At 64.6% G+C, this 13,077-nt stretch carries 16 protein-coding genes; 8 read left to right on the top strand and 8 right to left on the bottom strand.

Annotated elements, in window-relative coordinates:
* Positions 1–22: 22 nt before the first annotated feature.
* A complete protein-coding gene (gene typA / locus EN808_RS18910) occupies positions 23–1,852 on the bottom strand; it encodes a translational GTPase TypA (protein WP_027145159.1) in 1,830 nt (609 codons plus the stop codon).
* A 197-nt stretch (positions 1,853–2,049) separates the two neighbouring features.
* Here typA and EN808_RS18905 point away from each other — a divergent pair, with 197 nt between their 5' ends.
* Positions 2,050–2,331: a hypothetical protein gene (locus EN808_RS18905; RefSeq protein WP_245464393.1), complete on the top strand. Its 282-nt coding sequence runs from the start codon at positions 2,050–2,052 to the stop codon at positions 2,329–2,331.
* A gap of 72 nt (positions 2,332–2,403) precedes the next feature.
* Here EN808_RS18905 and EN808_RS18900 read toward each other — a convergent pair whose 3' ends face one another.
* The gene (locus tag EN808_RS18900; protein WP_189524136.1) at positions 2,404–3,687 is read right to left on the bottom strand and encodes an MFS transporter; all 1,284 of its coding nucleotides are present in this window, start codon (positions 3,685–3,687) and stop codon (positions 2,404–2,406) included.
* A 74-nt stretch (positions 3,688–3,761) separates the two neighbouring features.
* On the opposite strand from EN808_RS18900, the gene EN808_RS18895 reads away from it, so the two are divergent.
* Positions 3,762–4,379 carry a TetR/AcrR family transcriptional regulator gene (locus tag EN808_RS18895; protein ID WP_135916615.1) on the top strand — a complete coding sequence of 206 codons (618 nt, stop codon included), beginning with the start codon at positions 3,762–3,764 and terminating at the stop codon, positions 4,377–4,379.
* Positions 4,380–4,423: 44 nt separating this feature from the next.
* A complete protein-coding gene (locus tag EN808_RS18890) occupies positions 4,424–5,017 on the top strand; it encodes a hypothetical protein (RefSeq protein ID WP_127278723.1) in 594 nt (197 codons plus the stop codon).
* A 9-nt stretch (positions 5,018–5,026) separates the two neighbouring features.
* Here the strand turns inward: EN808_RS18890 and ppa are convergent, their stop codons facing one another.
* The 6 genes from ppa to EN808_RS18855 all read right to left on the bottom strand — a co-directional run bounded on the left by ppa (position 5,027) and on the right by EN808_RS18855 (position 9,604).
* A complete protein-coding gene (ppa, locus tag EN808_RS18885) occupies positions 5,027–5,560 on the bottom strand; it encodes an inorganic diphosphatase (protein WP_127278724.1) in 534 nt (177 codons plus the stop codon).
* A gap of 189 nt (positions 5,561–5,749) precedes the next feature.
* Complete coding sequence (locus EN808_RS18880) at positions 5,750–6,256, bottom strand: GNAT family N-acetyltransferase (RefSeq protein WP_127278725.1); 507 nt, start codon at positions 6,254–6,256, stop codon at positions 5,750–5,752.
* 149 nt (positions 6,257–6,405) lie between these two features.
* A complete protein-coding gene (locus tag EN808_RS18875; protein ID WP_135916614.1) occupies positions 6,406–7,044 on the bottom strand; it encodes a TPM domain-containing protein in 639 nt (212 codons plus the stop codon).
* A 9-nt stretch (positions 7,045–7,053) separates the two neighbouring features.
* Positions 7,054–7,947 (bottom strand): YgcG family protein, encoded by an 894-nt coding sequence (locus EN808_RS18870; protein WP_135916613.1) that lies wholly within the window; start codon positions 7,945–7,947, stop codon positions 7,054–7,056.
* A 3-nt stretch (positions 7,948–7,950) separates the two neighbouring features.
* Positions 7,951–8,688, bottom strand: coding sequence for a YgcG family protein (locus EN808_RS18865; protein ID WP_348630937.1), 738 nt, complete (start codon positions 8,686–8,688; stop codon positions 7,951–7,953).
* A gap of 277 nt (positions 8,689–8,965) precedes the next feature.
* On the bottom strand, positions 8,966–9,604 hold the full coding sequence (locus EN808_RS18855; protein WP_127280912.1) for a LemA family protein: 639 nt from the start codon (positions 9,602–9,604) through the stop codon (positions 8,966–8,968).
* A 163-nt stretch (positions 9,605–9,767) separates the two neighbouring features.
* On the opposite strand from EN808_RS18855, the gene EN808_RS18850 reads away from it, so the two are divergent.
* The 5 genes from EN808_RS18850 (at position 9,768) to EN808_RS18830 (ending at position 12,988) form a co-directional block, all read left to right on the top strand.
* Entirely contained in the window at positions 9,768–10,019 is a 252-nt protein-coding gene (locus tag EN808_RS18850; RefSeq protein WP_127280911.1) for a hypothetical protein, read from the top strand.
* 13 nt (positions 10,020–10,032) lie between these two features.
* Positions 10,033–10,917, top strand: a complete 885-nt coding sequence (pdxY, locus tag EN808_RS18845) for a pyridoxal kinase PdxY (protein WP_135916612.1) — start codon at positions 10,033–10,035, stop codon at positions 10,915–10,917.
* Positions 10,914–11,705 (top strand): DUF429 domain-containing protein, encoded by a 792-nt coding sequence (locus EN808_RS18840; RefSeq protein ID WP_135916611.1) that lies wholly within the window; start codon positions 10,914–10,916, stop codon positions 11,703–11,705. Before pdxY ends, EN808_RS18840 begins: the two co-directional genes overlap by 4 nt.
* 207 nt (positions 11,706–11,912) lie before the next feature.
* Positions 11,913–12,557 carry a carbonic anhydrase gene (locus EN808_RS18835; RefSeq protein WP_023771805.1) on the top strand — a complete coding sequence of 215 codons (645 nt, stop codon included), beginning with the start codon at positions 11,913–11,915 and terminating at the stop codon, positions 12,555–12,557.
* The gene (locus EN808_RS18830; RefSeq protein WP_127872891.1) at positions 12,554–12,988 is read left to right on the top strand and encodes a nuclear transport factor 2 family protein; all 435 of its coding nucleotides are present in this window, start codon (positions 12,554–12,556) and stop codon (positions 12,986–12,988) included. The genes EN808_RS18835 and EN808_RS18830 overlap by 4 nt, the downstream gene beginning before the upstream one ends.
* Positions 12,989–13,077 lie beyond the last annotated feature (89 nt).

Below are 13,077 nucleotides of genomic sequence, written 5' to 3'. Positions count from 1 at the left end.
GTCAGTTCCGTAAAATGGAAAATTACGCCGCGCCGACCGCCTTCGACGACTTCTCGAAGCGCTTGCGCTCGTTCGGGTCGAGATAGAGCTTGCGCAGGCGAATAGTCTTCGGCGTCACCTCGACCAGCTCGTCGTCCTGGATCCAGGCCAGCGCGCGCTCCAGCGTCATGCGGATCGGCGGGGTGAGCTTGACCGCTTCATCCTTGCCGGCGGCGCGGATGTTGGTCAGCTTCTTGCCCTTCAGCACGTTCACTTCGAGGTCGTTGTCCCTGCTGTGGATGCCGATGATCATGCCCTGATAGACCTTGACGCCCGGATCGATGACCATCGGGCCACGGTCTTCCAGGTTCCACATGGCGTAGGCGACCGACTCGCCCTGCTCGTTGGAGATCAGCACGCCGTTGGTGCGGCCGGGCAATTCGCCCTTGTAGGGCTCGTAGGCATGGAACAGCCGGTTCATCACGGCGGTGCCGCGCGTGTCGGTCAACAATTCCGACTGGTAACCGATCAGGCCGCGCGTCGGCGCGTGGAAGACGATGCGCTGGCGGTTGCCGCCCGAGGGCCGCAGCTCGACCATTTCGGCCTTGCGCTCCGACATCTTCTGCACGACGACGCCGGCATGCTCCTCGTCGACGTCGATGACGACTTCCTCGACCGGCTCCAGCAATTCGCCGTTCTCGCCCTTCTGCATGACGACGCGTGGACGCGAGACGGCGATTTCGAAGCCTTCGCGGCGCATGGTCTCGATCAGCACGGCGAGCTGCAATTCGCCACGTCCGGAGACGAAGAACGAATCCTTGTCGGGCGATTCCTCGATCTTCAGCGCGACATTGCCTTCGGCCTCGCGCAGCAGCCGGTCGCGGATGACGCGGCTGGTCACCTTGTCGCCTTCGGTACCGGCGAGCGGGCTGTCGTTGACGAGGAAGGACATGGTCACGGTCGGCGGGTCGATCGGCTGCGCATGCAGCGCCTCGGTCACCGCCAGGTCGCAGAACGTGTCGGCGACGGTCCCCTTGGACAGGCCGGCAATGGCAACGATGTCACCTGCCTGGGCCTCTTCGATCGGCTGGCGCTCGAGGCCACGGAAAGCGAGGATCTTCGAAATGCGGCCGGTCTCGATCTGGGTGCCGTCATTGTGCAGCACCTTGACCGCCTGGTTCGACTTCAGCGTGCCGCTCTCGATGCGGCCGGTGATGATGCGGCCGAGGAACGGGTTGGCTTCCAGGATGGTGCCGATCATGCGGAACGGGCCGGGATGAACGGTCGGCGCCGGGACATGCTTGATGACGAGGTCGAACAGCGGCGCAAGCTGCTGGTCCTTCGGGCCTTCGGGATTTTCCGACACCCAGCCGTCGCGGCCCGAACCATAGAGGATCGGGAAGTCGAGCTGCTCGTCGGTGGCATCGAGCGCGGCGAACAGGTCGAACACCTCGTTGACCACCTCGACATGGCGGGCGTCGGGACGGTCGATCTTGTTGATGACGACGATCGGCTTCAAACCGACCTTGAGCGCCTTGCCGACGACGAACTTGGTCTGCGGCATCGGCCCTTCGGCGGCGTCGACCAGCACGATGGCCGAATCCACCATCGAGAGGATGCGTTCGACCTCACCGCCGAAATCGGCGTGGCCGGGGGTGTCGACGATGTTGATGCGGGTGTCCTTCCAGTCGACCGAGGTCGCCTTGGCCAGGATGGTGATGCCGCGTTCCTTTTCGAGGTCGTTGGAATCCATGGCGCGCTCGGCGACGCGCTGGTTGTCTCGGAAAGACCCGGATTGCTTCAAAAGCTGGTCGACCAGGGTGGTCTTTCCATGGTCGACGTGCGCGATGATCGCGATATTACGGAGGTTCATGATTCTGGTCTCGGAAGCGTTGCAGGCAGCAGGCCAAAGGCGCTGCCTCTTTCGGTTGCGCGGCTCATACAGGGTTTTTCGCAGTTGCGAAAGGGGACGCGCGACACCAAATACTCATCAAATCTTAAGCATCTGCGTGTGAAATGATTTTGTTAACCAAGGCGGGAACCTTTGAGGGCCCGGACAGTTCGAACGTCATGACCGATAAACTCAACCGATTTTGGCCGCTGATCGCGTCCGCCGCCTTTGCCGTCCTGCTGGCGGCCAACGCCGCGCAGTCGGCCGCGACGCTGAAGGAAGCGCGTGCCGTCCTGCCGGCTGACGCGCCTTCCGCGCAGCAGGCCTTTGCCGACGCGCCCGACGGTGTCGACCCGGTGGTGACCGGCCCGGTCAGCGCCGCCTTCAAGCAGAGACAGGCCAGCGCCAATTGTGATGCGGCGGTTTGGCCCAACATTCCGATGGTCTGCTATCCGGATTGAGACGCGTTGCGCTGCCCGCGCCGCTGCCAATCTCCCCCACAAGTGGGGAGATCGCCAAATTCGCCTGCCGCCTCAAGCCGGCTGCGGTTCCGGATCGAAAGCCGGCCGGCTGGTGTTGATCAGGAGCGAAATACAGGCGGCGGCGATCGCCGTCATGCCGGCAATCAGGAACGCCAGTTCGTAATTGCCTTGCAGTTCGCGCATCGTACCGCCGAAGGCGGCGGCGGTGGCGGCACCCACCTGGTGACCGGCGACGATCCAGCCGAACACGATCGGCCCGCTACGGTCGCCGAAGGCTTCGTTGGCGAGCCGCAGCGTCGGCGGCACGGTGGCGATCCAGTCGAGACCATAGAGCACCGCGAAGATGATCAGGCTGGTCGCCGAGAAGCCGGAATAGGGCAGGTAGATGAGCGAGAGACCACGCACCGCGTAGTAGACGCCAAGCAGCTTGCGCGGGTCGTAACGGTCGGTGAGCCATCCTGACAGCGTCGTGCCGATCAGGTCGAAAATGCCCATCATCGACAACAGGCCGGCCGCTTGCACCTCGCCGATGCCCATGTCGCCGCAGAACGCGATCAGATGTGTGCCGACGAGACCGTTGGTGGTGAAGCCACAGACGAAGAAGGTGGCGAACAGGTACCAGAACACCCGCGTGCCGGCGGCCCGGCGCAACGTGTTGAGCGTATGCGCCAGGAAGTTGCCTTGTGACGCGGGCGAAGTCGGCGGCACATCATCCGCCTCTGCGCCATAACGCACCATGCCGATCGAGGCCGGGCGCTCCGGCACCAGCAGCCAGACCAGAGGGATCAACGCCGCGGTCGCGATCGCGACGGCGATGACGACAGGCTGCCAGCCGCCTGCCTGCGCAAGCGAGGCGATCAGCGGCAGGAAAATCAGCATGCCGGTGGCACTGGAGGCCGACATCAGCCCCATGACAAGGCCGCGATTGGTCTTGAACCAGCGGTTGACGATGGTGGCACCCAGCACGCTGGCGACGGCGCCGGATCCGATGCCGGAAAAAACGCCCCAGGTGATGAACAGATGCCAGGGCTTGGTCATCAGCAGGCTGAGCCCGGTCGAAGCCGACATCACCACCAGCGACGCAAGCAGCGTGCGGCGCAGCCCGATGCGCTCCATAAGCGCCGCGGCGAACGGACCGGTCAGCCCATAGAGCAGGATGCCTACGCCCGCCGCCAATGAAATGACGTCGCGCCGCCAGCCGAAGCTGTTTTCCAGCGGCAGCATCATGACGGACGGCGCGGAGCGCAGGCCGGCCGCGATAAGCAGGCAGAGGAAGATGACGCCAACCACCACAAAAGCGTAGTGCTGGCCAAAGGGACGGGATTGAGCTATCATGTTACTGACCGGTACGTTGCAAGGTGGGAGTATGTATACGTACCGATCGGTAACATTGTCAATCGAGTCCCATGATGCCAAGCGACAAAAATATTGAACTGACCATCAGCGACGGTCATGCGTCGGCGCCACCCAAGGCCGCCAAGAAGATCCTCGACGTGGCCTATGACCTGTTCTACCGGCGAGGTATCAGGGCGATCGGTGTCGACGAGATCGTCAAGCGCGCCGGCGTCACCAAGCCGAGCCTCTATCGCAGCTTTCCCTCCAAGGACGAACTGGCCGCCTCCTACCTCAGGCAATACGATCTTGAATACTGGGAGCGTTTCGATGAGGCGGTTGCCGCCAATCCCGGGGACCCTCGTGCGCAGATCAAGGCTTTCCTGACCCGCATCGGCAAGCGAACGCAGGTGGCGGACTATCGCGGCTGCGGCATGACCAATGCGGCGGTCGAATATCCCGACCACAGCCATCCGGCCCGCGTCGTCAGCGAGGCCAACAAGCACGAATTGCGCCGCCGCCTGCGCGCCATGGCGGCTGCGATGGGCGCGCATGACCCTGACACGCTGGGCGACGGGCTGCTGCTGCTCATCGAAGGCGCCTATATCAGCGGCCAGCTGTTCGGCCTCGGCGGACCGGCACAGTCGGTCGCCCGCAACGCCGACCTGCTGATCGAGGCGAGCTTGAAGAAATAGCGATTGGCGATACGCTGGGACGACCGCCAACGGAGATCTCCGCGATGCGCAGCCTGTTGATCCCGCTCATCCTCGCCGGCCTCTGCCAGGCGGCACAAGCCGGCGAGATATCCAGCGCCTACACCGACCTCGACTGGAAGAAGGACTGCGTGACCTATGCGCAGGCCGAGCAGGGCGACGGCGATTGGGCCGACCTCGCCTGCTCCGGCTATCGCGGCTATTCCGTGCTGATCGGATATGACGACGCCCGCGAATCGCTGTTCTACGGTTTTCCGCCCGGCGGCGACATGACGTCCGCCTGGGAAAGTTTTTCGGCCTTCAATTCGTCCGGGGCCAAGGTCGAGTGGCGCATCGAAACCAATGGCGACAAGGCGGTGCCATTCGCGGTCATCCACCGCCGCTCGATCAGCAATCCCGAGGACGAGACCAGGAAGACCGAGGTGCTGCTCGTCGCCAAGGTCGCCCAGATGGACGCCCGTGACGGCTGCACCGTCGGCCTGGTGCTGGCCACCGGCAACCCTACCGCCAACGACCAGGCGCGCAAGATCGCCGACGAGAAGGCGAAAGGCTTCGCCTGCGGCAAGGACAAGCGCGTGGTGATCGGCGACGTGCCGGCTTTCGGCCGGGTCGATAACTGACCGCTCGAGCTACTTGCTCGCCTTTGCCCGTGCAACCGCGTCGATGATCATCCTCTTGGCGTATTTGGAATCGTGCCAGCCTTCGATCTTGACCCATTTGCCGGGCTCGAGATCCTTGTAGTGCTCGAAGAAGTGTTGCACCTGCTGGCGCGTGATGTCGGGCAGCTGCGTGTATTCGGTGATGTTCTCGTAGCGCAGTGTCAGCTTCGGTGACGGCACCGCGATGATCTTCTCGTCCTGGCCGGCATTGTCTTCCATGATCAGCACGCCGATCGGCCGCACATTGATGACGCAGCCCGGCACCAGCGCACGCGTGTTGCAAACCAGCACGTCGATCGGGTCGCCGTCGCCCGACAGCGTGTGCGGCACGAAGCCGTAATTGCCGGGGTAGCGCATCGAGGTGTGCAGGAAGCGGTCGACGAACAGCGTGCCGGCCTCCTTGTCCATCTCGTACTTGATCGGCTCGCCGCCGATCGGCACCTCGATGATGACGTTGACGTCCTCAGGCGGATTCTTTCCAGTGGCTATGGCTTCGATGCGCATGGCTTTTGTCCCTCTCTCGATTGGCAGGAGATAGCGGGCGGCGCAAAATGGTGCAATGCGGCGAATGGTGCTTACATGCATCCGGCGGGACGCGATGGCGTTCGGCGCGTTCAATCATCGGCACAAGATGTTTCAGCGTCGTGATTTGCGTGAGCCCGGGACTTCGCCTTCCGCGATCGTGCCCGGCAGTCACTCCCAGACGAAGGCGACCTTCTTCAGCGCCTTCTGCTCGAAAATCTCGACCCCTTCAGCGATGTCGCGGCCGCCGGCACCTGCGTAGAAGGCGAGTGCGTTCTGGTTGTCTTCCAGCGCCCACACCACCATGCCCTTCAGCCCATGGTCGGCAAGCCGCGCCCTGGCCGCTGAAAACAGCCGCCTGCCCAGCCCGATGCCCTGATATTCCGGGCGCAGGTACAATTCGTAGATCTCGCCTTGCTGCTTGAGCTCCTTGGCGCGGTTCTTCCCGATCGTCGCATAGCCGGCAATCGTGCCGCCGATCTCGACGACCAGCACGGTCGCCGCGCGGCGGATGGCATTCGCCCACCAGTCGGTTCCCCGGCGGTTGATCATCGACGTCAGCGTGCGGTGCGGGATGATGCCGCTATAGGCGCCGCGCCAGGCTTCCAGGTGCACCTCGGCAATGGCGCCGGCATCGCGCGGGTCTGCCTTCCGAATATCGATCGTCAGCGTATTCATGATTTGTTAACCATAAACCCGCATCGGCCGATTGCAAGAGTCCGGGCGGCCCGCCAACCGCTTTCTACATCCGATCCTGACATTGCCGAAACTGGATAAGCCCCGTCCCGAAATGGGCCGGATCGGCAGGGTGGCGTCTGCCGGCAGACTCAGATTTCGACCAGATGGTCGTCCAGTTCGTTGGTATCGCCCGGCGTAACAGGGAAATGCTCGGCCAGCACCGCCCCCACCTGCTCGATCGCCTTGACGAAGCCGTCGGCGAGCCGGTCGTCCCCGGCATGGGCGGTCAGGTCACGCACCACTCCGTCCCAGACTTGTTGGCCGACCTTGGCGTCGATGCCTGAATCGGCCACCACCTCGGCGTAGCGCTCGGCGATCGAGACGAAGATCAGCACGCCGGTGCGCGCCGTGGTGCGGTGAACGTTGCGGGCGAGAAACTGTTTGACCGCATTGGCGTGCGCTGCCTGATAGCGCAGCCGGCGTGGCACCATGTGGATGCGCAGGCTGGGCAGCGTCCACAGCAGGGCCAGCACGCAGGCCAGCGCCAGCAACTCGGCGATGACGAAATGCGGCAGGCGGATGGTGAGCCACCAGGCTTCCAGCCCATAGGCGACGGCAAGGCTGACGATCAGCATGCCGAGGGTCGCCATCAGCGCGGCGGGGGCGAAATAATCGTCGCTGGCATGCGCCACGACGCAATAGATCTCGCCATCGGTTTGCGCTTCGGCGGCACGGATCGCAGCGGCGATGCGCTCATGATCCTGCGGGCTGATCGGTCGTGTTGCCATGATCTTGTCTCACCAGCTTCCTGAAGAACCGCCACCGCCGGACGAGCCGCCGCCGCCCGAAAACCCGCCGCCGCCGCTGCTTGACCCCGAGGACCACCCGCCGCCGGAACTGCCCGAGGACCAGCCGCCGCCCGACGACCCCGTCGTCCAGCCGCTGCTGCCCGTGGATCCGCCCGCTCCCTGGCCATAGCGAAACGTCATCCCCAGCCATCTATACACGCCCGGCGACAGCTTCGTGCCGAACATCGGCGGCAGGAATGCCATTGCCAGGCCACCGAAGAACATCGTCGCCCACAGGATCAGGAACACGGCGACGATCGGGTCCATGGAAGTGCTGCTGTCGGCGGGATTGCGGCGGCCGCGCGCCTCCAGTTCCTCGGGATTGCCTTCCAGCACCATGACCATGTCGTCGACGGCCTTGGAGATGCCGCCGGAGAAATCGCCGGCACGGAACGCCGGCACCATGTCGTTCTCGATGATCAGCTTGGTATGCAGATCGGTCAGCGTGCCTTCCAGCCCATAGCCGACCTCGATGCGCATCTTGCGGTCGTTTGGCGCGACCAGGAGCAGGACGCCGTTGTTCTCCTTGGCCTGGCCGAGCTTCCAGAAGCGGAACAGCCGGTTGGCGTAGGGTTCGATCTCCTCGCCGTCGAGACTGGGGATGGTGGCGACGACGATCTGATCCGAGCCCTTGGTTTCGAAGTCCGCCAGCTTCTGCGTCAGCGCCGCCTTGGTCGCGGCATCGATAATGCCGGCATTGTCGACCACACGGCCGGTGAGAGCCGGAAGATCGGCGGCCACGGCGGCGATCGAGGCAAGCAGCAGGGACGCCAGTGTGATTAAGGCCAGGCGCAATCCCGTGGCGCATCGGCCGGGCATCGATGGGACGGCGGCTCTTACCATGGCCTACCAGCTTCCCGAGGAGCCGCCGCCGCCGGACGAACCGCCGCCGCCCGAAAAGCCGCCACCCCCGCCACCCGAAGACCAGCCGCCGCCGGAGCTTCCGGACGACCAGCCGCCCCCCGATGAGGACCGCCGGTGCGGCTCGAAGGTCATGCCCAGCCAGCGATAGCGTCCGGGCCCGAGCTTCTGGCCGAAGATCGGCGGCAGGACCGAGGCCGCGATGCTGCCGAAGAAAATGATCGCCCAGATGCTGATGAAGACGGCGAAGAACAGGTCGTCGGCATTGAACGGCGGCTGCTCGTTGCGCTTGCCACGCGCCTCCAACTCCTCCGGATTGCCCTCCAGCACCATGATCATGTCGTCGACGGCCTTGGAGATACCGCCCGGGAAATCGCCGGCACGGAACGCCGGCACCATGTCGTTCTCGATGATCAGCTTGGTGTGCAGGTCGGTCAGCGTGCCTTCGAGCCCATAGCCGACTTCGATGCGCATCTTGCGATCGTTTGGCGCGACCAGGAGCAGGACGCCGTTGTTCTCCTTGGCCTGGCCGAGCTTCCAGAAGCGGAACAGCCGATTGGCGTAGGGTTCGATCTCCTCGCCGTCGAGACTGGGGATGGTGGCGACGACGATCTGGTCCGAGCCCTTGGTTTCGAAGTCGGCGAGTTTTTGGGTCAGCGCGGCACGTGTGCCGGCATCGATGATGCCGGCATTGTCGACCACGCGGCCGGTGAGCGCCGGCAGATCGGCGGCGAAGGCGCTTAGGGGGAGGAGAAGAAAACCGAGAAGAAACCCAAGAAGAGTGAGGTACGCGCGAGGCGCCCCTCTCTGTCCTGCCGGACATCTCCCCCACGAGGGGGGAGATCGGCGGCTTGACCGCCGGCTCTCCCTTTTAGGCGTTGGAGATTGGCGAAAGCCAACGCGACATGTGATCTCCCCACTCGTGGGGGAGATGTCCGGGAGGACAGAGGGGGGCGCCACGGAACGCAATGCTTTCAGGCCCCGCGAAACAATGGCCCACTCACCCGCCCTGCTTCGTGCCGAAATCGACCTTCGGCGGCTGCATCTTGTCTTCGTCGACGGTGAAGTTGGCGAACGGCTCGTTGCCACGGAACCAGAAGGTCGCCCACAGCACCGACGGGAAGGTCTTCAGCGTCAGATTGTAGTCCCTGACCGCCTGGATGTAGTCGCGCCGCGCCACCGCGATGCGGTTCTCGGTGCCTTCGAGCTGTGCCTGCAGCGCCAGGAAATTCTGGTTGGCCTTGAGGTCGGGATAGGCCTCCGACACCGCGATCAGCCGCGACAGCGCGCTGGTCAGCCCTGCCTGGGCATCCTGGAACTTCTTGAGCGCTTCCGGGTCCTTCAGCGTTTCCGGCGTCACCGTGATCTGCGTCGCCTTGGCGCGCGCCTCGACCACCGCGTCGAGCGTGTCCTTTTCATGCGAAGCATAGCCTTTGACCGTCTCGACCAGATTGGGGATGAGATCGGCGCGGCGTTGATACTGATTCAACACCTCGCTCCATGCCGCCCTGGCGTTTTCTTCCGCTGTCGGGATGGTGTTGTAGCCACAGCCAGCAAGCAGCGGCAGCACGATTGCCATCATCAGGAAGGCGGGCAGCGTGCGGAATGTCGATGGTCGAGCAAGGCGCTGGGCAAGCATGATGGGGTTCCCTCGATAGAAGTTGCAGGCGAAGCATTACCACAATCGGCGCGCAAGAAAACGGCCTCGACCTCTGAGCAGGCTCTGCGTGAATCGGGCCCGCGCAAGGCCCTGTGATTGCGTCCGCGAACGCGATAAGGTCCGATCAGAACGGGACATCAACATGGCGCAACGCCAGAACAGCGACAGCGAATCGCGCCGTATCCTCCAGCGCGTCGCGCAGGAGACCGATCCGGCCGGCAACTCTTTCGTGGCACGGACGACGAAAGGCATGCGCGACCACGTCTCCGCGGCCGACGCCGATCGCACGGATCCGATCGAAGTCTGGGGCACGCGCGTTGGCCGGATACTCGGACTGCTTCTGGCGCTGGGCCTGATGGTCTGGCTCGTGCTTTTCCTCACCCGGGGCAGCTAGGAATCAAGAAACAATGAGCGCCGAAAAAGCCGACGCGCCGCGCGCGGTCATCGTCATTTCCAGCCATGTCGCCCGTGGCTCCGTCGGCAACCGCGCCGCCGTCTTCGCGCTGGAGACCTTGGGCTTTCCGGTGTGGGCGGTGCCGACAATCATCCTGCCCTGGCATCCCGGACATGGCCGCGCCACCCGTATCGTGCCGCCGCTCGACCAGTTCAAGGCGCTGATGGCCGATCTGGAGCGCGCGGCGTGGCTGGGTGAAGTCGGCGCCGTGCTCTCCGGTTACCTCGGCGAGGCCGGCCAGGCCGAGGCGGTCGCCTCGCTGGTCGCCGCGGTCAAGGCCAGGACGCCTGACGCCGTCTATATCTGCGATCCGGTGATGGGTGATTCCGGCGGGCTCTATGTGCCCGAGCCCACCGCCGCCGCCATGCGCGACCGCCTGATGCCGATCGCCGACATCGCCACGCCCAACCGCTATGAGCTGGAATGGATGGCCGGCGCGCCGCTGCCCGACTTGAAATCGGTGATCTCGGCGGCGCTCCATGCCGGACCGTCGACCATGCTGGTCACCTCGGCACCGGCGATGATTTCAGGCGGCACCGGCAATTTGCTGCTCGACGGCACCCAGGCGCTGCTCGCCGAACACCGCCTGATCGACAAGCCGCCGAACGGTCTGGGCGACCTGACGGCCGCCGTCTACCTGGCGCGCATCCTGTCCGGTCAGCCGGCGATCAAGGCGCTGCAGTCGACCACGGCGGCGGTCTACGAGATCCTGGCGCGCACGGCCAAGCGCGGCGGCGACGAATTGCAGCTCGAAACCGATGCGCAGAGCCTGTCGCACCCGATGGCCATGGTCCAGCTTCGCCACCTGACGTATCCGGGGCGGGACCGCCGGGCGTGACCCCCGCCGAAATCGTGCTCGTCGGCGCCGATGGCTGCAAGGCCGGCTGGATCGCCGTGCTGCACGAACCCGGTTCGACACCTCGTGACGCCAGCCCCGCGCCTTCGGTCGATGTCTTCCCCACCTTCGCCGCCCTGGTGGCGGCGATCCCCGATGACGCGATCGTCGCCGTCGACATGCCGATCGGCTTGCCGGAATTTTCGCAAAAGGGCGGGCGCGGACCGGAAGCGCTGGTGCGGCCGCTGCTCGGCGCGCGCCAGTCCAGCGTCTTTTCGATCCCGTCCCGCGCCGCGCTCTATGCCGACACCTGCGGCTTCACCACGATCGAAGCCTGGTACGCCGCGCATCGCAGCGCAAGCGAGGTGGCCAGGACCACATCCGATCCACCGCGCGGCGTTTCCATCCAGGCCTTCGGCATCTTCTCCAAGATCCGTGAAATAGACGCGTTGCTGATCGCGCAGCCCGAACTGCGCGGCCGCGTCTTCGAATCGCATCCGGAAGTCGCCTTCTGCCGCCTGAATGGCGACCAGGCCATGCTGTTGCCGAAGAAGATCAAGGGCAGTGTCAACCCGGCCGGCATGGCGGAGCGCAAGGCACTGCTTTGCCGGCATGGCTATGAAATGGATTTCCTCGACCAGCCGCCGCCACGTGGTGCGGCCGCCGACGATTTCCTCGATGCGGCGGCGATGGCGCTGATCGCCGGCCGCATCGCCAGCGGCAAAGCAAAACCGTTTCCCGACCCGCCGCTCGCTGACGGTTTTGGCATACCGGTCGCCATCTGGGCATGACAATGTCGGCGGGCGTCGCGCTTTTGGCGCATGGCATTTATGGCCAGCCCCTACAATTCTGCATTGCTCGTAGCGGGCTTTTGCCGTTAGAGCCTTTCCTCGACCGCAACGTATCGGCCCGAAAGCCGGAATCGGCTTTCGGAAAGCACGATGCGTAAACAAAATAGCAGAGCTGCCGCCTCCAACCCGGAAAGGCCTTAGCCGCCCATGCCTCATCTTCCCGAACACCTCCTCGCCGGCTACCGCAATTTCATGAACGGCCGCTACCTGACGGAGAGCGGCCGCTATCGCGAGCTCGCCCGCGAAGGCCAGGCGCCCGAGACCATGATCGTCGCTTGCTGCGACTCGCGATCTGCACCCGAGGCGATCTTCGACGCCGGCCCCGGCGAACTCTTCGTGCTGCGCAATGTCGGCAATCTGGTGCCGCCTTACGAGCCGGACGGCGAGTTCCATTCGACTTCGGCGGCGCTCGAATTCGCGGTGCAGAGCCTCAAGGTCAAGAACATCGTCGTCATGGGCCACGGCCGCTGCGGCGGCATCCGCGCGGCGCTCGACCCCAATTCCGCGCCGCTGTCGCCCGGCGACTTCATCGGCAAGTGGATGAGCCTGATCGCGCCCGCCGCCGAGACGGTGTCGGCCAGCACCTTCATGACGGCGACGGAGCGCCAGACGGCACTCGAGCGCATCTCGATCCGCTATTCCCTCGCCAACCTCAGGACCTTTCCCTGCGTCTCGATCCTCGAGGGCAAGGGGCGGCTGTCGCTGCACGGAGCCTGGTTCGACATTTCGACCGGCGAGCTCTGGGTGATGAACAAGGAAACCGGCGATTTCGAGCGCCCGGTGCTGGAATGACCGGTACGGCGCGGCAGGCGATGAGCGTCCGGCCGGTCGTTTTCGCGGCGGCCGCGCTGCTGATAGCGATCGTTGCCGCTCGCGCCGATGACCGCGCCATCATCAGCCGCTGGTATTCGGCGCTGCTGGTCGCCGATCGCACCGAGCTGTCAGACCTGCTCGCCGACGACGTCCGCATCAAGCTCGACGACCTCGGCGTCGTCCAGAGCAAGCAGGAATTCATCGCTTCGCTCGACGAATGGAAAGGCGCGGTTGCCGGTGCTGCTATCCGGCACCGCATCGAGAAGAGCGAGGGCGGGGTCACCACCGTGATCGCCTGCTACGATTTCCCCGACAATGACATGCTGATGCAGGAAACCTTCGCGGTGAACAACAACCGCATCACCGCCAGCTCGCAAGCCGCGATCGCCGAAAACTGCGAGGGCTACTGAGGCGGATCGGCCAACTGGCATATTGCGGGCCCGCGGGCCACGCCCTACATCGGTGACACCCTCCTTCTGATGCCAGCGAAAGACCCTCC

Source organism: Mesorhizobium sp. M8A.F.Ca.ET.165.01.1.1, assembly GCF_004792065.1.
Taxonomy (GTDB): Bacteria; Pseudomonadota; Alphaproteobacteria; order Rhizobiales; family Rhizobiaceae; genus Mesorhizobium.
The sequence above is the reverse complement of the archived record's forward strand: the minus strand, read 5'-3'. Positions and strand labels throughout refer to the sequence as shown.